Here is a 17,585-nt window from a genome sequence, read left to right on the forward strand (position 1 = left end):
CGACCTCGTCGGCTGCAACATCGCTTTCACTTCAGCGCGGCTTGCATGGCGACCCCGTCGACGTAGGAGTGCTTCTCCTTGACCGCGCCGTCTTCGACCAGGACAAAGTCCGCGATGTCGACGCACACGCGATTGCCGGTTGCCGAGGTTCCGGTCAGCTGCCATTGGACCACCCAGAAATCGTCTCCGACGCGCAACGAGATGAGGTCGAATGTCAGGTCGGGGACCAGGGCGAACGTTCCCGCTGCGGCCTCGCGGATGGCGGCGCGGCCTCGGGCGGGTTCCTGGCCCGAGTGCAGGTGGAACACCGAGTCGGCGGTGTGGAGCTCGACGATTCGGTCTGGGTCGCGGTCTGCCCAGCAAGCGTGGTAGCGCTCGAACAATTCGCGAGTGGCAGTCGTCATGGTGGGCAACTCCGATCGTTGTACAAGTTGTCGTCGATGTGACCTGAGAGGTGTTCTGCGAGAATCACTCTGGATGCTGGAGTTCAGTGTCGCGGGGAGTCGTCCATCGTGGCGACGGGCGCACGCCTCCACTTCGAACACCTCCGTTGTGCGCACGCACAATGCACGCTAGGTTGACGGCAGTGACCCAGGACACGCACGCCGAGCACCCGCGCCTCGTTCGCGAGCTGCGCTCCGATTTGGCTGCGATCTCCGAGATGGTCACTGCCAGAATCGAACAGGATGACGGCGACTACGACGACGCCGCGCTCGATCACTACGAATTGGCCACCCTCGTGGCCGACAGCCTCGCGGCATTGCTGGATGCCCTTGCCGGGGCCCCGTATTCACTCGAGCCCGCTCGCCGAGCCGGACGCCTCAAGGCCGAGCGAGGCATCCCGCTGGACAGCCTGTTGCACGCCTTTCGCCTCGCGGGCTTGGCGTTCTGGGCGGTCATCGTCGAACGCGCTGACCATGACGACCGCCTTGCCCTGCCCCAGCTGTCCACGCTGATGTGGGCCACCGTCGACGAGTACTCCGTCGCGGCGGCCGACGCCTACCGGCGCGTGGTCGTCGTCGGGGCCGAACAACCCGATCAACGGTTGCTGCGGGCGCTGCTCGATCCCGGGTTCCCGCCGACGCAGCGCGAGGACCTGGGCAGAAGGATGCACCTGCCCGCCCGAGGCACGTTCGTCGTCGTGGTCGGCGACATTCGCCTCGCCGCGACCGGAGTCACCACCGTCCGCACCCTTCTCGCCGACGATCGAGTAACCCTTGCCGCCGCAGTCTCGCCGGCCACGCTCGACCGCGCACTCTGTACCGTGCAGGCGCGAGCCGGTGCGAGTAGACCGTTCACCGACCTCGTCTCCACGCCTACCGCACTCGACCAGGCGCGCCTCGCATTCCGGTGTCTCAGCCCGGCGGACACTGGCATCCACACCTATTCCTCGTCACCGGTGCGGGCTTTGATTGCGGCAAACCCCGGACTGGCCGCGGACGTCCTCTCGGATGCGCTCGCCGCATTCGATCGACTCCATCCCGACGAGGCCGATGCTCTCGTGCAGACCGCCCTGGCCTGGTTCGAACTCGGCGGCTCCACGTCGGCGGTCGGAGAACGTCTTCACCTGCACCGCAACACGGTCTTGCACCGTCTCAAGCGAATAGAGCGGCTCACCGGTGCTGCCTTCGCGGTGCCTGCCGATGCGGCGTTGCTGTATCTGGCGCTGCAAACACGGTTGCTTCAGTCACCCGGCGACAGGTCCTGAACGACGTCAGCCATGTCCGGGCCCTGTCGCGCAGAGGCTTCTCGCTGAGACCAGAACGACCGAAATTCCGATGTCCAGCCGACCGAGGATTGTCGTGTCGTTGCGCGCAGAGATCTACGGTGGAGATATGACCGCCTTGGAGTATGAGCATGTGATGGTCGCGCGGGACGGCGACACGGTGCGCATCACCATGAACCAGCCGGATCGGCGCAATGCGCTGTCGGGCGAGCATCTGGCCGAACTGCTCGCCTCGTTCCGGGCCGCAGGCGAGACCGACGCCACCGGGATAGTGCTCGGGGCGAACGGTCCGGTGTTCTCCGCGGGACATGATTTCGCCGATGTCGCCGCGCGCGACCTGCTCGGCGTGCGGGAACTGCTCACGCTGTGCACCGAACTCATGTCGACCATTCAGTCGGTGCCGCAGGTGGTGATCGCCCGGGTACACGGTCTGGCCATCGCCGCCGGCTGCCAGCTGGTCGCCTCGTGCGATCTGGCAGTCGCCGCGGAATCGGCCGGTTTCGCGCTTCCCGGCGGCAAGGGTGGCTGGTTCTGCCACACCCCCGCGGTACCGGTGGCCCGCGCCGTCGGCCGTAAACGCCTGATGGAACTGGCCCTCACCGGCGACCCGATCGATGCCCGCACCGCCGAACAGTGGGGCCTGATCAACCGAGCGGTGCCGGACGACGAGCTCGACACCGCCGTCGACGAGTTGCTCGCCCGCGCCACCCGGGGCAGCCGGGCCAGCAAGGCGCTCGGCAAACGCACCCTCTACGGCCAGCTCGACCGCCCCGAAGCAGACGCCTACACCCTCGCCCTGGAAGTCATGGCCGCGGCCGCTCAACTTCCCGGAGCCCGCGAAGGGATGGCGGCCTTCCTAGCGAAACGCCCACCCGTTTGGCGCGATTAGAGACAGTCGTGTCGCAACTGCCTCGAGTCCGCGTGTGGTCAATCGTGGACGCCTTACCGTTTCCGGCGGTCTCGAGTGTGCGCGATCGCAGACGCGGTCGCCGCGATCGTCCGGTCGCCGTCGTCGGTCAGCTCGGCGAGAGCCTCCCGTGCCGCAGCGCCGGGAATCTCCGCGAGCGCCTGCGTGATCCGCAAACGCGTGGGCGAGTCGTCGGTGTTGTCGAGCTTGTCCCGCATGGCCCGGACGATGTCGTCGGTAGCGGCCGCGACCTCCGCCAGCAATCCCAGCACCTCGGCGGCCTCGACATCGGATCGCCCCTCGACGACCATCTCGAGGAGGGCAGGCACCGCCTCGGCGACATGCCGGGAGCCGAGAGCCAGGGCAGCGCGGTCTCGCACTATCGCCTCGCCGTCGTCGAGAGCCCTCATCAGCAGCACCGTTGCTTCCGCGGCGGGCACTGCCGCTATCGCGACAGTCGCACGGCGCCGGACCTCGACCACCGCCGAATCCAGACCGACGGCCAGTTCCGTCAACCCCGCACCGGCTGCCCTCGCCAGCGACCACCGCAGCGCTCCGGCGACATTCGGGTCGTCCTCCGACAGCGCCGCCTCGACCAGCGCTTCGACGGGCAGCGACGCGCCCTCGTTCTGTGACAGCACCGCTTGTTGACGGCGCGCTCCGGACTCCGATTCGAGCGCGCGCAACAGTGTCACGATGCTCATGACGTCCCCCCACTGCGCAGGCGCGGCCGCGTCGATGCGCTCGAGCTTGCCGAGCAGTTCCTGCTCCGCGGCGATCCGCACTCGCGTGTGCCGGATGAGCTCTCCCACCAATTCGGCAGGCGCGAAGCCGGGCTCGTCCAGCGCCCGTTTGGCTTCGTTCAGTGACAGCCCCAGGGTCCTGAGGCACTCGACGTGGAAGAGGCGACGGATGTCGTCGGCGGAGTACTCACGGTAACCGCCGGATGTGCGGCCGGTCGGTTGCACCAGCCCCAGTGCGTCGTAGTGGCGCAACATGCGGGTGCTGACGCCGGAGCGCTGCGAGACCTCACCGATCAACATTCCATCGTCCTCCTTCTATGCGTCCGGACCGGTCACGGCGACGCGCTTGGCCATCTCGAGCGAGAGGGTGAACCCGCTGTCGGGGTCGCGACGGAGCCGCTCGGTGGCCTCCGCATGAGCGCGAACACGTGGATCGGAACTTGCCATGGCGGAATCCAGGACCGGTGCGACGGCCTCTCCGAGTGCCGCCAGTGCACGGCTCAGGCTGAGCTGCACATGGTGGTCGCCCCGTCCGAGGGCGGTCGCCATGTCGGCGGCGAGCACACCCTCCTCGCCGGGCGGAACGAGCACCGCGGCGGCCCGCCACGCGCTGAGTGCGACCTCGTCGTGTTCGTCGTGCAGCAGTGTCGACACCGCAGGCCAGGCGGTCCGGTCGCCGATCTTGGACAGGGTGTGCAGCGCCTGACTGCGGGCCTGCGTCGTGTCGGAACCGAGCTCCTCGAGCAGCCTCGATACCGTGATCTCGGCAGGCAACCGGCACAGCGCCCAGGTCAGCATGTCCCGGACGAAGAAGTCCGGTTCGACGGCGCACCGGGCGACGAGGGTCTCCGCGAGACGCGGATCGCCCAGCGTGCCGGCCGAGAGCGCCGCCCGCAGTCGGGTCGACGAATCGGCACCGGCAAGAGCATCGACGAGGCGAGCGTCCGGCTCACCGTGGTTGGTTGTGTTCACGACAACCACCTCCTTCGTCGACCACTCAAGTCCTTGTCACAGTGTCAAGGTCAAGTCACGGCCGGGACTTCGGCCCGAGACGCGTGACGTCTCCACCCCGAACAGTGGGGACCGCCGGGTCAGTGAGTCTTTCCGCGGAGCAAGGCGTCGACCACCCGCTCGGCGTGGTCATCATCGAGAGGCTGGCGGGTCAGCAAGGCACGGAAGTGAAGTGGCGCGATGAGCAGTTCCAGGACCAGCATCGGGTCGGTGTCCCGGGGCAGTTCGCCGCGATCCATGGCGCGGTCGATCATGACGCGGGCCAGTTCGAACCGGGATTCCCAGAACCCCGCGCGACTGGCGGCAAGAGTTTCGTCGTCGTCGGAAGCGGCCATCGCGCGCGCGAGCGCCTTGCCGAGCGGGCTGTCGAGGTAGGTCGCAACCGATCCGAGGAACGTGAGCAGGTCTTCCCGCAGGGTCCCGGTGTCGGGAACCGGCAGCTCGCGCTGGCTGTAGGCGAGCAGGGCGTCCATGACCAGCTGCTCGCGAGTGCTCCACCGGCGGTAGATCGAGGTTTCGTGCACTCCGGCTTGGCGGGCGATCTCGGCGACGCTCACCCCGTCGGGGCCGTGCTCGGCCAGTGCTTGCAGCGCTGCGTCCAGCACGGCTTGGCGAACGCGGGCGGATCGGCCGCCGGTGCGGCGCCGCACTGCTTGGTCGGTCATCGGACCACTCTCTCACGCACCTCCGGGAGTTTAATGCAAAAACCTTGCGTTAAGACAGCTGGGTGCCGTAGCGTCCTTAAACGCAAGTAATTTGCATTAAGGCAACGGGCGTCAAAGGAGTCGCGATGTCGTTTCACTGGCCGCTGGATCCCGCCGAGCTCTTCGGCGAGCGCTATCCGCAAATGGTCAACACGGGCGTGCCCGCCGCCGATGTGGACGCGGTACGAGCCGCGATCACCGACATGTGGCCCGACGCGCCCGGCGGCTGGGTTCACGAGTGGTCGCGGTTGGCGGCCCGCTACGCCGAGGAAGGCCGACACGACCTGGCCGTGCTCGCCTACGGGTGGGCGAAGTTCCCGACCCTGGCCGACGACGCCAAACGCGCCGCGCTGGCCAACCAACTCACCCAATACCGACTCGCCGCACCCGGCTTCGGCGTCGACTTCGACCGCCAGGTACTGGAAGTCCCTTACCGCGACACCACCACCGCGGTACCGGTGCACGTTCTCGCCCCAGCGGGGCTACCCGCGGACGCGCCGGTGCTTCTCGCCAGCGGCGGGGTCGATACCTGGAAGATGGACCTGCACGCAATGTTCGTGGCGGCCGCGGTGCGCCTCGGGGTGCGAGTACTCGCCTTCGACATCGCAGGCACCGGCGAATCGGCGATCCCGATGACCTCGGACGGCGGCGCCCAAGTCGTGCGCGGCCTCATCGGCCACGCACGCACCCTCGGTAACGGAGTCGTTGCCCACCTGGGCATCTCGATGGGCGGACACTACTCGGCGCGCTCGGGCCTGGCCGGTGAGGTCGACGCCGCCGTTGTCCTGGGCGGGCCCGTCGAAGCGGCCTTCACTGGCACCGGGTTGAGCCATTTCGGGATGGACGGCATCGTCGGCAACGCGTTGGGCTTCGACCAGCGCCCCGCACGCGATGAACTGTCCGCGCGATTGGCCACGTTCTCCCTTCGCCCCTTGCTCGACCAAGACCTCAACGCCCCGATGTTGATCGTCAACGGCGCCGACGACGTTCACGTCCCCCAGCACGACACCCTGGTATTCCAGGGCCGCCGCGACACCGACGTCCATTTGATCCCCGGCACCGGGCACTGCGCGGTCACCAAACTGCCCGAAGTCATTCCGATGATGTTCGACTGGTTCGAGCACACCCTCGAAACCATTGCAGCAAGGGCACACTCGTGATAGGCACCGACATCCTCGACGACTGCATCACCCGAGTCGGCGAATTGTCTCGACCCGAATCCCATTCCGACCGAATCGATTAGGAATCCTATGCGACGAATTGTCGACCTGTCCGTGTCGTTGCAGGCAGGTATCGCCTCCGACCCGCCGGGACATCTGCCGGAGATCGACTACTTCGACCACCGGCAGACGCGTGCGGAAATGCTGCAGTTCTTTCCCGGCGCCCAAGCCGACGACCTGCCCGACGGGGAAGGGTGGGCCATCGAACGAATCCGCCTGACCACCCACAACGGCACCCACCTCGACGCTCCGTACCACTACGCGTCCACGATGGACGGCGGCAAACGAGCCATCACCATCGACGAGGTCCCGCTCGAATGGTGTTTCGGGCGCGGCGTCAAACTCGACTTCAGGCACTTCGACGACGGCTACGTCGTCACCCCCGGCGATATCGATCGGGAACTGGACCGCATCGGATTCACCCTCGCGCCGTTCGACATCGTCCTGGTCAACACCCGCGCGGGCAGCCGCTACGGCCACGACGACTACGTGATCACCGGCTGCGGTATGGGCCGCGAGGCGACGCTGCACCTGCTCCGCCAGGGCGTGCGTGTAACCGGCACCGACGCCTGGAGCTGGGATGCGCCGTTTCCCTACACCGCCCAGCGCTACGCCGCCGACCACGACCCGAGCATCATCTGGGAAGGCCACCGCGCGGGACGCGAGATCGGATACTGCCACATCGAGAAGCTCGGCAACCTCGAATCGATTCCCGCCCACGGATTCCAGGTGGCGTGCTTCCCGGTGAAGATCCACCGGGCTTCCGCGGGATGGACTCGCGCGGTGGCGATCTTCGACGAGGCAGCGGAATGAAGATCGGTTCCCTGCTCGTCGACGGTGTCCGGCGCTACGGCCTCGTCGACGGTGATCGCATCGACCTGCTCGCGGAGTCCGCCGACGTCTTCGAAGTCCTCGCGACCGCAGACCCGGGCCATGAGTCGGGCGCTCGGCGGCTGCCCTGGGACGAGACCGGCTCTGTGGCAGTGCCTTTCCCGGTCGCCAGTATCCGCGATTTCATCACCTTCGAACAACACACGGCAGGCTCGCTGCGCGCGGTCACCGGGACCGGCGAGGTACCGGACGCCTGGTACGAAGCGCCTGCCTTCTATTTCACCAACCCCTACGCGGCGATCGGCTCGGGCACGCCGGTCCCGATCCCGCCGGGGTGCGCGGTGCTGGACTTCGAGTTGGAAGTCGCGGTCGTGATCGGCGCCGCGGGCTTCAATCTGTCGGTGGAGGAGGCTTTCGATCATGTCGCCGGGTTCACCATCCTCAACGACTGGTCGGCGCGCGACCTGCAGAGCCGGGAGATGCGCGTCGGGCTCGGACCGGCCAAAGGCAAGGACACCGCAACCACTCTCGGCCCGGTGCTCGTCACCCCGGACGAGCTCGTCGACTACAAGCGCGACGGTCGCTACGACCTAGCCATGGAGGTCTTCGTCAACGACATCCGCATCGGCGGCGACACGCTGGCGAACATGGCATGGACCTTCGCCGAGTTGATCGCCTACGCCAGCCGCGGCACCTGGGTGCGGCCCGGTGACGTGCTCGGCTCGGGCACGTGCGGCGGTGGCTGTCTCGCCGAGCTGTGGGGATGGCGCGGCGAGCTGCAACCGCCTCCGCTGCGCATCGGCGACACCGTGACCATGACCGTGGAAGGGATCGGCACGATCCACAACACGGTGATCGCCGGACCACCCGCACACCCGGTTCCGCCTGCCGTCCGCAGGCCGACGTCAGCGCCGAATCTCGGCGGTGGCGAGCCCCGAGAGGATCTCGAACCATGAAGCAGTGGCCTCGACAACGGGGTTGTCGAGGCCGCTCCCCACTTGCGGAGTCGAGCGCTCGATAGAGGTCCGCTCTCGCTCACGCTCCCTCGGCGGCGGCCGGTATCGGCTCAACCCGTAGGCGCTCTGCCGTACCTGGTTCACTCACCTTTCGGGAGCAGCGTCCCCAACGGTCCGAGGTCGATGTTCAGATCCTCGGGGGAGAGGCCGAAGTGGTCGCGCAACTCGGCCATGCGTTGTTCGAGCAGCATCAAGGTGGTGCCGATGCGCTCGATCTGTGCCTCGCTCAGGTCGCCGTCGTCCACGCGACGCAATGCCTGGCGTTCCATCAACTGGCGCAAGAGTTCCACCAGGGTGAGCACGAGCGTGACGAGCCCGCGTTCGACGGATTCGGGATCGGTGTCGATACGCGGTGAAATACCGTCGAATTCAGTCATCCGGTCGTTGCTCCAATGCGCTGCGCGACGCGGACGCGAGCGGGGTGAGGGCGCTGACGGAGGAGATCAGTGCCCGCAGCGAGATCTGAACCATGTCGACGTCCGCGATGGAGAGCTTGATGTCGCCGGTGATGACGACGCCGCCCGCCAGCACCCGATCCAGCAGGTCGACGAGCGCGATGCGTCGCTCGCTGTCGGTGCGCGTCATGGCGTCTCCCGTTCCGCGCCCGCGAACGAATACGGCGGCCACGGTCCGGTGAGCTCGAGCCGGATGCCGGGAAACTGGTTCCCGAGATCCTCGACCGCGGAGGCGAATTCGTCCGCACGATCGTCGTCCACGAGATAGGTCCCGTTGAGCACCATCCAGTCCTTGCGGCCGTTCAGCACGGGATCCGTCACCTGCTGACGCCGACCTGCCGCCGCCTGCCGGACCAACAGTTCGTGGATTCGATCGGCGCGCTCGGCTGCGTCGCGTTCGACGGTTTCCTGCGCCGACAGCTGCGCGCGCCGCCGCAGCAGATAAGCCGTGCCCGCGCCGCCTCTTTCGGTCCGGGCCAGATCGGCCTCGGCCACTGCGGCGGTGAGCGCGGCGCGGTCGCCGTAAGCCTTGACGCCCCACTCGGTGCGTCCGCGAATCAGGTTCAGAGCCGACTCGAATGCCGCGCGGCGTCCGTCGAGCATGCCGCGCACTCGGTCGTCGTCCAGGAAGACGACGGCCAAGCGCAGCGGCACGGCGGTGCCCCGTCGCGCCAGCGCGGAGACGACGGCATCGTGGGCGCGCGCCGTGGCCTCCAGCCACGTCAGATCCTCCAGATTCCGGCGCAGCGGCTCGTCGCCGAAGACCGCGAGCGGCACCGACCCCACGACCGCCGCGAGATCGCCGGATACCACCGTGCGCACCGCCTCCCCGGCCACGCCGGTCAGGTCGCCCAGGTCATCGCCGAGGTCCTCGGCGCTGGTCACCGCGTACAGCCAGACTCCGTCGCCGTCAGTCACGGTCCCGCTCTTCCTGCGGTTCGCGTGCGCGCTCGATCGGCGTGCGGGTGACATCTCGCTGCTCCAGTTCCGCGATCCGATCGCGCAGCTTCTGGTTCTCGAGTTCGAGATCGTGATCCTGCCGCTCGAGGGTACGGGCCTTGCTGTTGAGCCAGGGATCGGTCTCCCACCAGTCGATGCCCACCGCCTTCGCCGTCTCCAGCGACGCGATCACCAATCGCAGCTTGATCGTGAGGAGTTCGATGTCGAGCAGATTGACCTGAATGTCGCCCGCGATGACCAGTCCCTTGTCGAGGACCCGCTCGAGGATGTCGCCGAGGTTCGTCGACTGGCGGCCTGCGCCGTACGGCTCCGGCAGCGACGATCCGCTACCCACGACAGTCATGACGTACCCCTGACACCGATGTCGGTGCTGCCGCGGCTGTAACGCCGGGTTCTGCGATACGCCAACAGGTTCCCGTCCAGGTCGAGTTCCACCTCGTAGAGCGCGAGCATGTCCGCCGACGAGGGGATGCGACGGTCCTCGAGCACCTCGACCTCCACCAGCCAGCCCTCCTCGATGGGCTCGGCCGAGGTAGCCCCCTCGGCGTCCTTCGAGGTCAGCTCGGTCAGCTGCGCGATCGCTGCCGCGGCGGCCTGTGCGGCCGTCCGGGACCCCGATCGATCCGATCGGCCGCCGCTGTCCTCCGTGTCGTCGTCCGCTTTCCTGGCGCTCACTCGGATCATCCCTTCCCGTCAGGTGGTGCCGTGCCGCCGCTCGGGCGCATCATCCGGTCGAGGACGGCCTGCTGGGCCTGCGCGCGCTCTTCCTCCGACAGCTGCCCGCGCGCCGTGGCCTCGTCGATCTCCTCGAGCTCACGCCGCATGGTCGCTGGATCATTCTGCTGTCGTTCGACTTCGTCCTGGATGATCTGACCGAGCCAGATCACGCCGCGGACCGGAGCGAGCGGCAACGTGAGAATCGACGACAGCAAACCCACGGGTCAGCCCTCCGGTGCGCGCTTCATCACGAAGTCGTAGGCCGCCATCGGGCCGAGGAGAGATAGGTCCACGCGGTCGTCCCACTCCTCGGCGAGCCCGGCCAACGCATCCTCGAGGTCGTCCTGCTTGGACAGCTCGACGAGGATCGCGACGTGCACCGCGTCCTGCTCGTGGGTCGGCTGCCGCTCGTTGACCAGGGGTTCCAGCTCGTCGATCGCCTCGAGCACCCGACGGGTCTCCTGGGCGCGTTTCGACTCGATGCCCTGGTTGATGATCTCGCCGAGCGCCATCCTGACGTCCCGGGTGGCATCCGCCGACTTGTCACGGATCTCGTCGCGCAATCGAGCCGCCTCGGAGTTCTCGTCGAGCAGCTCCCGCAGGATCGTCTTCTCGACGTAGCGACCCTTGATCACGAACTGCGCGCGCCCTTCCAGCTCCTCCAGCGCCGCACGGAACTCGTCGTGATGGGCTTCCAGCAGCTCCTTCTCCACCGCCTCCGCGTCGGACATGACGGCTCCGAACCGCAGCGGCAGTACAGGTGTCACGGCGGCCGAGCCGTCCAGCAGCTCCGCGTGCGCGGTCATGTCGGTCGGGGTGCCGAGCGGGCGGTCGGTCGGGATCTCGCTGACCAACGCGCCGATCTCCCCGTGTCGCACCACACTGACGCCGTGCGGGGGATCGCCGACGCCGGAGGCATGCTCTTCGGGCTCCACGTCCGCGGGCACGATGCCGTAGACGTACACCGCGCTACGCCCAGCGCCTTCTTTTCCTCGCGCTTCGGTCGCTTGTTCGGTGGACATCAATCCTCCTTGCGTGTCGACGACCGCCTCTGCTTCTGGCGCCTCGCCTCGACGTCGTCCATGAAGTTCAGGACTTTCTCGCCTGCAGCCTCGAGTGCGCCCTGGGTCTTGTGCTTGGCTCCGCCACTGGCGACCTCCCCGACCAGGTCGGGCAGTCCCTTCGGCTCGGTGTCGGAGATTTCCAATCGATTGACGGCCTCCGCGAATCGCAGATAAGTGTCGACGCTGGCCACCACGACTCTGGCGTCGATGGTCACCAGTTCGATACCGACCAGCGACACGCGCACGAACGCGTCGATGACCAGTCCCTTGTCGAGAATCGTGTCGATGACGTCGGCCAAGCCCGAAGCGTTCGGGCGAGTCGCTACGGCCCCGCCACCCGCGGGTTCGATAGTCATGCCTCTTGCCTCCTCTGCGAGGTCGATCGGCGTGCCGGTGCGGCGCGCCGGCTCCCCGACGTGGTGCGACGACTCGTCGATGTGGTGCGGCGGCGCGCCGCGGGTCGACGAGCAGGGCGCTCGTCTTCCTCGGCCTCCTCGTCTTCGTCGAATTCGTCGCGTTCCTCGTCGGCCTCGTCGCGTTCCTCGTCCTCGTCGTCCTCGTCGCGCTCTACGTCTTCGTCGGTCTCCTCGTCCTCGTCTTCGTCGCGTTCCTCGTCTTCGTAGGCTTCGTCGCGTTCTTCGCCCTCGGCTTCCTCCTGCTCCTCGCGACGGGCGGTCTCGTCGTCCTTGACCACTTTCTTGTCGCGGATTTCGCCGTGCCAGCCCATGATGTCGTCTTGGTTCAGCACGCTCTCGATCATGACGTGACGCTGAAAATGCTTGAGCTCGAGTCGAACCCGGCGGCCTGCCGCACGCCAGAGGTTGGCGGTCTTTTCGAAGACCCCACCCGGGTGGTACTCGAGCACCACCATGATCCGCGTCAGATCGGGGGTGAGTTCGTGGAAGGTCACCGCGCCGTCGATGTAGCCCTTGTTGCCCTTCGACCGCCACACGATCCGCTCGAACGGCACCTGCTCGAGGATGGTGGAATTCCAGGTCCGCTTGGACCAGAACACCTTGCCGGACCATTCGAGCTTCTCGTCGGAGACCTGCTCGACTTGCTGGACCTTCTTCATGAATTTCGGGAAGTCCGCGAACTGGGTCCATTGGTCGTAGGCGAGGGTGATCGGGACACCGACGTCGATCTGCTCGACGATATTGGTCAACTTGAGCTTCTTGCCGCCGCCCTTACCTTTGCCTCCGGTCAGGGATTCCTTCACGTCCTGGAACTTCTCGGTGGCGGAGCGCTTGAGCTTGTCCATGCCCGCGCTCATCGCAGCGCCCATCGGTGATTTGCCTTCGGCGAGCTTCTCGACGCCGGTCAACGCCGACAACAGGTTGCCACCGCCGCCTTCGGCCACCTGGGTGAGGCGATCGGCGGTCCCGGCTACCCGGCCGGCGACCCTGGTGAGAGCACGTTCGGCGATGGTTTCCGTGAGATTTCGCAACGAGTCCTGCAGCTGTCCCTGCGGCGTGGCAGGGGCGGCCGCCTTCTTGGCCTGGCTCGTGACTCCTGTTGCGGTCTTGCTGACCTTGCGGGTGACGTCTCCTAGAGCTTTCGTGGGCATCGCCCTCACCTCCTCGTGCGTCGCACCGGCGCGCTGTCGGCGGTGTCGGCGCGGGCGCGCCGCCTACGGGCCGCCGTCGGCTCACGCTCCCCGGAGCCGGACGCTGTGGCCAGTGTCCGGGAGCGTGATGCGGTCGCCCGGCGACGGGTGGACGGTCGTGCGCGGGAGGATGCCGAACTCTTGCTCTTCTCGGGTTCGGTGTCCTCTTCGTATTCCTTTTCTTCCTCCAGCTCGTCCGAGGGTTCGCGCTCGTCGTCGGCGTAAGCGTCCTTGTCCAGGTTCTCCACCTCGCCGGCGTCTTCGTCCGCCTCGGACGCCGCGGGCTGACGCTGCAGGCGTTCGTTCAACGCATCGATCTGGTGGCTCGCGGCGGTGACCGCCGCGGCCCGCGCGGCCTCCATCAGCTCGCCGCGCACCGTGTCGGTGATCTTGGTCAGTTCCGTGGATGATCCGAGCGCCGACACCCCGCGTTGCAGCAGCGCCTGCGGGCCTCCCGCCTGCCTGCTCAATCCCACGCCCGCCAGCATCAACGCCAGTCGCATCTTGCGCGTGCGTCCCAGTAGGTACCCGATCCCCACCCCCGCCGCCATCCTCACTCCACACTTCATTGGTCACTCCTGGTTTGCCATCGACTCCATCTCATCGAGCGTGCGAAACAGAGCTCAGTTGTAGCGTCATGCATACAGAGATGAGGGTCGGATCACGTCGCGGCCCTAAACTTGCACGCTACGCCCTATATGAGAAGGGTGTAACCGCGTTCCTACTGCGAAAACATGCAACGGTCCAGCGAAGGAATCGCACAGCTCCCGCGCTCCGGCTCGCCGGTTGGACGATCAGGAGAGAGAGCGAACGGTAGCGCCCCCGCGGTGAGCCGGAAGATAGCCAGATGGTTTCCGCTCGGCCCGTCACGCTATGGTCCTGCTGCCCGGCCGTCTATATCACCCGCCGCCGAATCTCGTTTCACGAGAGGAACTTCGGCAGTGCCCGCCCGCATTCACCTGCCGCACGGCAGTTGTAGCTGCCCGGAAAGCGCTGCGAGCCAGCGCAACTCGGCGACCGCGAGGCAGGATCGACGAATCGCCGTTTCAGGGGGACCAGCACGAGGCGGCCGCGGAGTTTCCCCTCGGCCATGCGGTGACGGGCCTTCACCGCATCGGCGAGAGGAAAGGTGTCGGCCACCCGGGCGGACAATTTCCGGGCTCCGCCAAGGCGGCGAGCCTGGCGAGCGCGGATCCGTCGGTGGCGACCCACTGCTCGCGAACGGTGATCCCACGCAGGGGAGTGGGCGCGGCACCGGCGATCACCGAGACGAAGACACCGCGGTTCCGTACCGCCCCGAGAGCGGGCAGGCCGAGCACGGCCGCATCCACCGCGGCGTCCACCCCTCCGGGGACGAGTTCGCGCACGGCGTCGGCGAGATCGTCGGTGCGTGGGACGAACCACTCGGCTCCCACCTTGCGCAGGAATTCCTCGTCGGCCTCGTCCGCATGCGCGACCACCCGCCAACCGCGGTGCGCGGCCAGTTCGACGGCGAAGCCGCCCACCGCGCCCGCCGCACCGGTGACCAGCACGGTGCCACCCGGCGGCAGGTCCAGCAGATCCAAAGCTTGCGACGCGGTGAGCCCGTTCAACGGCACGGTCGCCGCTTCCGCCGCCGACAGCCCGCGCGGCGCGGGCGCGAGCGCGGTCGCATCGAGCACGACGTAGTAGGTGCCGATCGAGAGGTCGAGCCGGTCGCGCAGGCCGATGACCTTGTCGCCGACGGCGAACTCGGTGACGCCGACGCCCACGCCGTCGACCCGACCGGCGACATCCCAGCGGACTGGCGCAGCTCGTTTCGGTTTCGCGCCGCGCGCCGTGCCGGTTCCGCTCTCGAAGCCCGGTCGCGCGGAACCTCTTTCACGCAATCCGTCACGACGCGAATGCGGCACTCGACGAGAAAACCGGCGGTCGCGACGGAAAATACGAAATCACGGTTTGGTCACGAGCCCACCGGGGTAATACAACAATATGACTTCACGGAACGACCGAGCCGGCCGGATCATCGGTATCGAGCGCGGTACGGCCGTGCTGTGCGCCCTCATCACCACGGCCTTGGCCTGCGGCGTAGCGCTATTGACCGGCTCGCTGACCTGGGCGCTCGCCGCCGGTGCTGCGGTATGCGCGGGAATGGGAGTGAGCCTTCCGACGATATCCCGGAAACCCGCACCGCCGCGCACAATTCACGATTCCTGACCGCGATCCGACACATCGTCTTCATCAATTCGCAAAATTCTCGCGGGATTTCGGACCGTCACCTCCGGCTACGATACAAACGATCTTACTTATGCGCCGAACCATCGACTCGCGGCCACCCGAAGCGCATCCAGTTCCGCGGCGGTCGGTTTCGGTGACGAGGACGCCCACACGACGTAACTGTCAGGCCTGAGCAGCACCGCGGTCACATCGGTGGATTCGCCTTTAGCGGTGACGATTTTGATGTGATCGCCAGCTCCGCGGGCGCCGGACAGCGCTGTCGCGGCGGAGGCGTCGTCCGTCAGGTCGAGCAGCAGGGGCCGTGCGGATCTGGTCAGTTCGGCGAGGCGGATCGTTCCGATCGAGGTGTGCACTGCCATCTCGGGGGCGAATCGGCCGACCAGTGGGTGCGCTCCGGGGACGCCCATGTCGTAGTGGACGTCCGCGCCCGCGATGAGATCGGCGAGGCGCTGCACGGTGTTTCGGTCACCGAGGAGTTCGGTGAACAGGTCGCGGAGCCCGCCGACATCGTGGCCGGGAGCGATGAGCGCCGACTGCGCTTGTGCGTTCATCACCATGCGGCGGGCGGCGTGCTCGCGTTCGGTCTGGTAGCTCGCCAGCAGTCCGGGCGGGGGGTGGCCCTCGATCTCGGCGGCGAGTTTCCAGCCGAGGTTGACCGCGTCCTGGAGGCCGAGGTTGAGGCCGGGACCGCCGCCCGACGCGTAGACGTGGGCGGCGTCGCCGATCAGGAACACCCGGCCGTTCCCGAATCGCTCCGCCACCCGGGTGTTTCCGCCGGACAATCGGCGCAGCACATGCGGGCCCGTACCGTCCGGCGCATCCAGCGGCAGATCGGCGCCGAGTACGCGGTGGATGCTCGCCCGCATTTCGGCGAGACTCATCGGTGCGCGGGTTTCGGGCTGATCCCACTCCGTGGTGCTGACCAGCGGCGGGTGACCGGGCAGTGGCGCGTAGGAGAATCCACCGTGCTCGGTGCGGTGCGGCTGGAAGGGCCGGACGGGGCCGTAGCCCGGCACGTGCAGCGCGCCGGTGTCCTGGTCGATGGACGTCGCCGGGACCGTGACGTGCGCCGAGCGCACCGTGGTCCGGTCGTACGTGACACCCGGAAACCCGATGCCGGACAGCTTGCGCGTGACGCTGTGCGCACCGTCCGCGCCGACCAGATAGCGGGTCCGCAGTCGATAGCATTCGTCCGGGCCTACGACGTCGACGGTGACCTCGTCGTCTTGCCGCACACCGACAACTTGGTGACCCCAGCGGATTTCGAGACCGAGTTCGATGGCGCGCTCGACCAGAACCTCCACGATGCGACGCTGCGGCACGGGCAGGGCGTAGATCGGGCTGTCGTCGAGCAGGGTCAAGTCCAGATTCATGGCGGCGAACATGAAGTACGCGGAGTTCGGTTGCGGTGGACCGGAGCTGCCGCTGAGACGCTCGAAAAGGCCACGGCGGTCGACCATGTGCACGACCTGGCCGAGCAGACCGTTCGCTTTCGGCTCGACGCTCGGCTCAGGAAGGCGCTCCAGCACGAGCGGCCGAATCCCGGCCAGGCTCAGTTCGCATGCCAGCATCAGCCCGGCCGGGCCGCCGCCGACGACGACTACATCGGTGTTCATCGAGATCTTCTCCTCCCACTGGGTATGCATCGTTCGAGCTGGGGTGTGCATCGTTCGAGCGTTTTACGGGACAGGGAGTCCGGCGCCGATCCGGTCGAACACCTCGCGCAGCACCTGCGCGAGCGAAATCGGTTCGTCGGCGCGCAAACAGTGCTCTACGGCCACGGCGCTGCCCGCGCCGATCACCGCGGCGACCAGTTGCGGGTACACATCTCGCGTCGCATCGGTGCCGGTGCGCTCCGCGACCGCCGCTGCCAGCGCGCTCTGCGCGACCGCGTTGGCCTTGACCACCTCACCCTGCAGAGCGGGCTCGGCCAGCATCAACCGTAATGCGTCGCGCCATCGCCGGTCGTCATCGGACTCGGCGCCGGCGCGCTCGCCCGCCGCGAACTGGCTCTGCACCGCATCGGCGATCGCATCCCACAGCGGCTCGTCGCTCGGCCGTGCCCGAAGCGCGTCGGCGATGCGCAACGCCCGCTCGGAGTGACCGGCGGCGACCGCTTCGGCCTTGTTGGCGAAGTAGTTCCGGAAGGTGCGCACGGAGACATTCGCTTCCGCCGCAATGACTTCCACGGTCACGTTGTCCCAGCCGCGCTCGATCGACAGCCGAATCGCGGCGCGGCTCAGCGCGATACGCGTCTCTCGTTTCTTGCGCTCCCGGAGACCGGAAGCTTCTTCCTCCACCATGCCGCAACGGTAGCAATAATTGCCGATTGCGCAAATTTGCACTTTCGGCATGTTTGCGCCGCACAATCTCAGCAACTTAAGTCGCGGGTACCGTTCCGACCGGTC

At 67.3% G+C, this 17,585-nt stretch carries 22 protein-coding genes; 5 read left to right on the plus strand and 17 right to left on the minus strand.

Annotated elements, in window-relative coordinates; translation table 11 throughout:
- Positions 1 to 26 precede the first annotated feature (26 nt).
- Positions 27 to 404: a nuclear transport factor 2 family protein gene (locus NL1_RS14560; RefSeq protein ID WP_067839430.1), complete on the minus strand. Its 378-nt coding sequence runs from the start codon at positions 402 to 404 to the stop codon at positions 27 to 29.
- Between the two features lie 182 nt (positions 405 to 586).
- Here NL1_RS14560 and NL1_RS14565 point away from each other — a divergent pair, with 182 nt between their 5' ends.
- Positions 587 to 1,708: a PucR family transcriptional regulator gene (locus tag NL1_RS14565; RefSeq protein ID WP_067839433.1), complete on the plus strand. Its 1,122-nt coding sequence runs from the start codon at positions 587 to 589 to the stop codon at positions 1,706 to 1,708.
- A gap of 127 nt (positions 1,709 to 1,835) precedes the next feature.
- Positions 1,836 to 2,615, plus strand: coding sequence for an enoyl-CoA hydratase-related protein (locus NL1_RS14570; RefSeq protein WP_067839545.1), 780 nt, complete (start codon positions 1,836 to 1,838; stop codon positions 2,613 to 2,615).
- Positions 2,616 to 2,668: 53 nt separating this feature from the next.
- Here NL1_RS14570 and NL1_RS14575 read toward each other — a convergent pair whose 3' ends face one another.
- From NL1_RS14575 to NL1_RS14585, 3 genes are all read right to left on the minus strand, one after another.
- Complete coding sequence (locus NL1_RS14575; protein WP_067839437.1) at positions 2,669 to 3,676, minus strand: MerR family transcriptional regulator; 1,008 nt, start codon at positions 3,674 to 3,676, stop codon at positions 2,669 to 2,671.
- Positions 3,677 to 3,691: 15 nt separating this feature from the next.
- Complete coding sequence (locus NL1_RS14580) at positions 3,692 to 4,348, minus strand: HEAT repeat domain-containing protein (RefSeq protein ID WP_067839440.1); 657 nt, start codon at positions 4,346 to 4,348, stop codon at positions 3,692 to 3,694.
- Between the two features lie 119 nt (positions 4,349 to 4,467).
- Positions 4,468 to 5,052: a TetR/AcrR family transcriptional regulator gene (locus NL1_RS14585; protein WP_067839443.1), complete on the minus strand. Its 585-nt coding sequence runs from the start codon at positions 5,050 to 5,052 to the stop codon at positions 4,468 to 4,470.
- 125 nt (positions 5,053 to 5,177) lie between these two features.
- Between NL1_RS14585 and NL1_RS14590 the strand changes: the two genes are divergently transcribed.
- From NL1_RS14590 to NL1_RS14600, 3 genes are all read left to right on the plus strand, one after another.
- Positions 5,178 to 6,251, plus strand: coding sequence for an alpha/beta hydrolase family protein (locus NL1_RS14590; RefSeq protein ID WP_067839446.1), 1,074 nt, complete (start codon positions 5,178 to 5,180; stop codon positions 6,249 to 6,251).
- 90 nt (positions 6,252 to 6,341) lie between these two features.
- Positions 6,342 to 7,124 carry a cyclase family protein gene (locus NL1_RS14595; RefSeq protein WP_067839449.1) on the plus strand — a complete coding sequence of 261 codons (783 nt, stop codon included), beginning with the start codon at positions 6,342 to 6,344 and terminating at the stop codon, positions 7,122 to 7,124.
- Positions 7,121 to 8,098, plus strand: a complete 978-nt coding sequence (locus NL1_RS14600) for a fumarylacetoacetate hydrolase family protein (RefSeq protein ID WP_067839453.1) — start codon at positions 7,121 to 7,123, stop codon at positions 8,096 to 8,098. Before NL1_RS14595 ends, NL1_RS14600 begins: the two co-directional genes overlap by 4 nt.
- A 140-nt stretch (positions 8,099 to 8,238) precedes the next feature.
- Here the strand turns inward: NL1_RS14600 and NL1_RS14605 are convergent, their stop codons facing one another.
- From NL1_RS14605 to NL1_RS14665, 13 genes are all read right to left on the minus strand, one after another.
- Positions 8,239 to 8,535: a gas vesicle protein K gene (locus tag NL1_RS14605; protein ID WP_067839456.1), complete on the minus strand. Its 297-nt coding sequence runs from the start codon at positions 8,533 to 8,535 to the stop codon at positions 8,239 to 8,241.
- Positions 8,528 to 8,743 carry a gas vesicle protein gene (locus NL1_RS14610; RefSeq protein WP_067839459.1) on the minus strand — a complete coding sequence of 72 codons (216 nt, stop codon included), beginning with the start codon at positions 8,741 to 8,743 and terminating at the stop codon, positions 8,528 to 8,530. Before NL1_RS14610 ends, NL1_RS14605 begins: the two co-directional genes overlap by 8 nt.
- The gene (locus tag NL1_RS14615; RefSeq protein ID WP_067839465.1) at positions 8,740 to 9,531 is read right to left on the minus strand and encodes a GvpL/GvpF family gas vesicle protein; all 792 of its coding nucleotides are present in this window, start codon (positions 9,529 to 9,531) and stop codon (positions 8,740 to 8,742) included. The genes NL1_RS14610 and NL1_RS14615 overlap by 4 nt, the downstream gene beginning before the upstream one ends.
- A complete protein-coding gene (locus NL1_RS14620; RefSeq protein ID WP_067839469.1) occupies positions 9,524 to 9,916 on the minus strand; it encodes a gas vesicle protein GvpJ in 393 nt (130 codons plus the stop codon). The genes NL1_RS14615 and NL1_RS14620 overlap by 8 nt, the downstream gene beginning before the upstream one ends.
- Positions 9,913 to 10,248, minus strand: coding sequence for a gas vesicle protein GvpO (gene gvpO / locus NL1_RS14625; RefSeq protein ID WP_067839548.1), 336 nt, complete (start codon positions 10,246 to 10,248; stop codon positions 9,913 to 9,915). Before gvpO ends, NL1_RS14620 begins: the two co-directional genes overlap by 4 nt.
- A gap of 5 nt (positions 10,249 to 10,253) precedes the next feature.
- Positions 10,254 to 10,511 (minus strand): gas vesicle protein GvpG, encoded by a 258-nt coding sequence (locus NL1_RS14630; protein WP_067839472.1) that lies wholly within the window; start codon positions 10,509 to 10,511, stop codon positions 10,254 to 10,256.
- A 3-nt stretch (positions 10,512 to 10,514) separates the two neighbouring features.
- Complete coding sequence (locus tag NL1_RS14635; protein ID WP_067839475.1) at positions 10,515 to 11,312, minus strand: GvpL/GvpF family gas vesicle protein; 798 nt, start codon at positions 11,310 to 11,312, stop codon at positions 10,515 to 10,517.
- Positions 11,312 to 11,710 (minus strand): gas vesicle protein GvpJ, encoded by a 399-nt coding sequence (gene gvpJ / locus NL1_RS14640; RefSeq protein WP_067839478.1) that lies wholly within the window; start codon positions 11,708 to 11,710, stop codon positions 11,312 to 11,314. The genes NL1_RS14635 and gvpJ overlap by 1 nt, the downstream gene beginning before the upstream one ends.
- Positions 11,707 to 12,921 carry an SRPBCC family protein gene (locus NL1_RS14645; RefSeq protein WP_067839481.1) on the minus strand — a complete coding sequence of 405 codons (1,215 nt, stop codon included), beginning with the start codon at positions 12,919 to 12,921 and terminating at the stop codon, positions 11,707 to 11,709. Before NL1_RS14645 ends, gvpJ begins: the two co-directional genes overlap by 4 nt.
- A 5-nt stretch (positions 12,922 to 12,926) precedes the next feature.
- Positions 12,927 to 13,529, minus strand: a complete 603-nt coding sequence (locus NL1_RS14650) for a hypothetical protein (RefSeq protein WP_067839483.1) — start codon at positions 13,527 to 13,529, stop codon at positions 12,927 to 12,929.
- Between the two features lie 537 nt (positions 13,530 to 14,066).
- Positions 14,067 to 14,711 carry a zinc-binding dehydrogenase gene (locus NL1_RS39010; RefSeq protein WP_067839486.1) on the minus strand — a complete coding sequence of 215 codons (645 nt, stop codon included), beginning with the start codon at positions 14,709 to 14,711 and terminating at the stop codon, positions 14,067 to 14,069.
- 534 nt (positions 14,712 to 15,245) lie between these two features.
- The gene (locus NL1_RS14660) at positions 15,246 to 16,793 is read right to left on the minus strand and encodes an FAD-dependent monooxygenase (protein WP_067839551.1); all 1,548 of its coding nucleotides are present in this window, start codon (positions 16,791 to 16,793) and stop codon (positions 15,246 to 15,248) included.
- A 63-nt stretch (positions 16,794 to 16,856) separates the two neighbouring features.
- Positions 16,857 to 17,480, minus strand: a complete 624-nt coding sequence (locus NL1_RS14665) for an acyl-CoA-like ligand-binding transcription factor (RefSeq protein ID WP_156094850.1) — start codon at positions 17,478 to 17,480, stop codon at positions 16,857 to 16,859.
- Positions 17,481 to 17,585: the final 105 nt, after the last annotated feature.

This window comes from Nocardia lijiangensis NBRC 108240 (genome assembly GCF_001613045.1).
GTDB lineage: Bacteria > Actinomycetota > Actinomycetes > Mycobacteriales > Mycobacteriaceae > Nocardia > Nocardia lijiangensis.

Bases quoted from the DNA above. Each gene is read 5' to 3' on its own strand.
- NL1_RS14610 (WP_067839459.1), bottom strand. From the start codon at position 8,743: ATGACGCGCACCGACAGCGAGCGACGCATCGCGCTCGTCGACCTGCTG.
- NL1_RS14620 (WP_067839469.1), bottom strand. From the start codon at position 9,916: ATGACTGTCGTGGGTAGCGGATCGTCGCTGCCGGAGCCGTACGGCGCA.
- NL1_RS14635 (WP_067839475.1), bottom strand. From the start codon at position 11,312: ATGTCCACCGAACAAGCGACCGAAGCGCGAGGAAAAGAAGGCGCTGGG.
- gvpJ (WP_067839478.1), bottom strand. From the start codon at position 11,710: ATGACTATCGAACCCGCGGGTGGCGGGGCCGTAGCGACTCGCCCGAAC.
- NL1_RS14575 (WP_067839437.1), bottom strand. From the start codon at position 3,676: ATGTTGATCGGTGAGGTCTCGCAGCGCTCCGGCGTCAGCACCCGCATG.
- NL1_RS14600 (WP_067839453.1), top strand. From the start codon at position 7,121: ATGAAGATCGGTTCCCTGCTCGTCGACGGTGTCCGGCGCTACGGCCTC.
- NL1_RS14585 (WP_067839443.1), bottom strand. From the start codon at position 5,052: ATGACCGACCAAGCAGTGCGGCGCCGCACCGGCGGCCGATCCGCCCGC.
- NL1_RS14645 (WP_067839481.1), bottom strand. From the start codon at position 12,921: ATGCCCACGAAAGCTCTAGGAGACGTCACCCGCAAGGTCAGCAAGACC.
- NL1_RS14660 (WP_067839551.1), bottom strand. From the start codon at position 16,793: ATGAACACCGATGTAGTCGTCGTCGGCGGCGGCCCGGCCGGGCTGATG.
- NL1_RS14605 (WP_067839456.1), bottom strand. From the start codon at position 8,535: ATGACTGAATTCGACGGTATTTCACCGCGTATCGACACCGATCCCGAA.
- NL1_RS14570 (WP_067839545.1), top strand. From the start codon at position 1,836: ATGACCGCCTTGGAGTATGAGCATGTGATGGTCGCGCGGGACGGCGAC.
- NL1_RS14595 (WP_067839449.1), top strand. From the start codon at position 6,342: ATGCGACGAATTGTCGACCTGTCCGTGTCGTTGCAGGCAGGTATCGCC.
- NL1_RS14560 (WP_067839430.1), bottom strand. From the start codon at position 404: ATGACGACTGCCACTCGCGAATTGTTCGAGCGCTACCACGCTTGCTGG.
- NL1_RS14665 (WP_156094850.1), bottom strand. From the start codon at position 17,480: ATGGTGGAGGAAGAAGCTTCCGGTCTCCGGGAGCGCAAGAAACGAGAG.
- NL1_RS14590 (WP_067839446.1), top strand. From the start codon at position 5,178: ATGTCGTTTCACTGGCCGCTGGATCCCGCCGAGCTCTTCGGCGAGCGC.
- NL1_RS14650 (WP_067839483.1), bottom strand. From the start codon at position 13,529: ATGAAGTGTGGAGTGAGGATGGCGGCGGGGGTGGGGATCGGGTACCTA.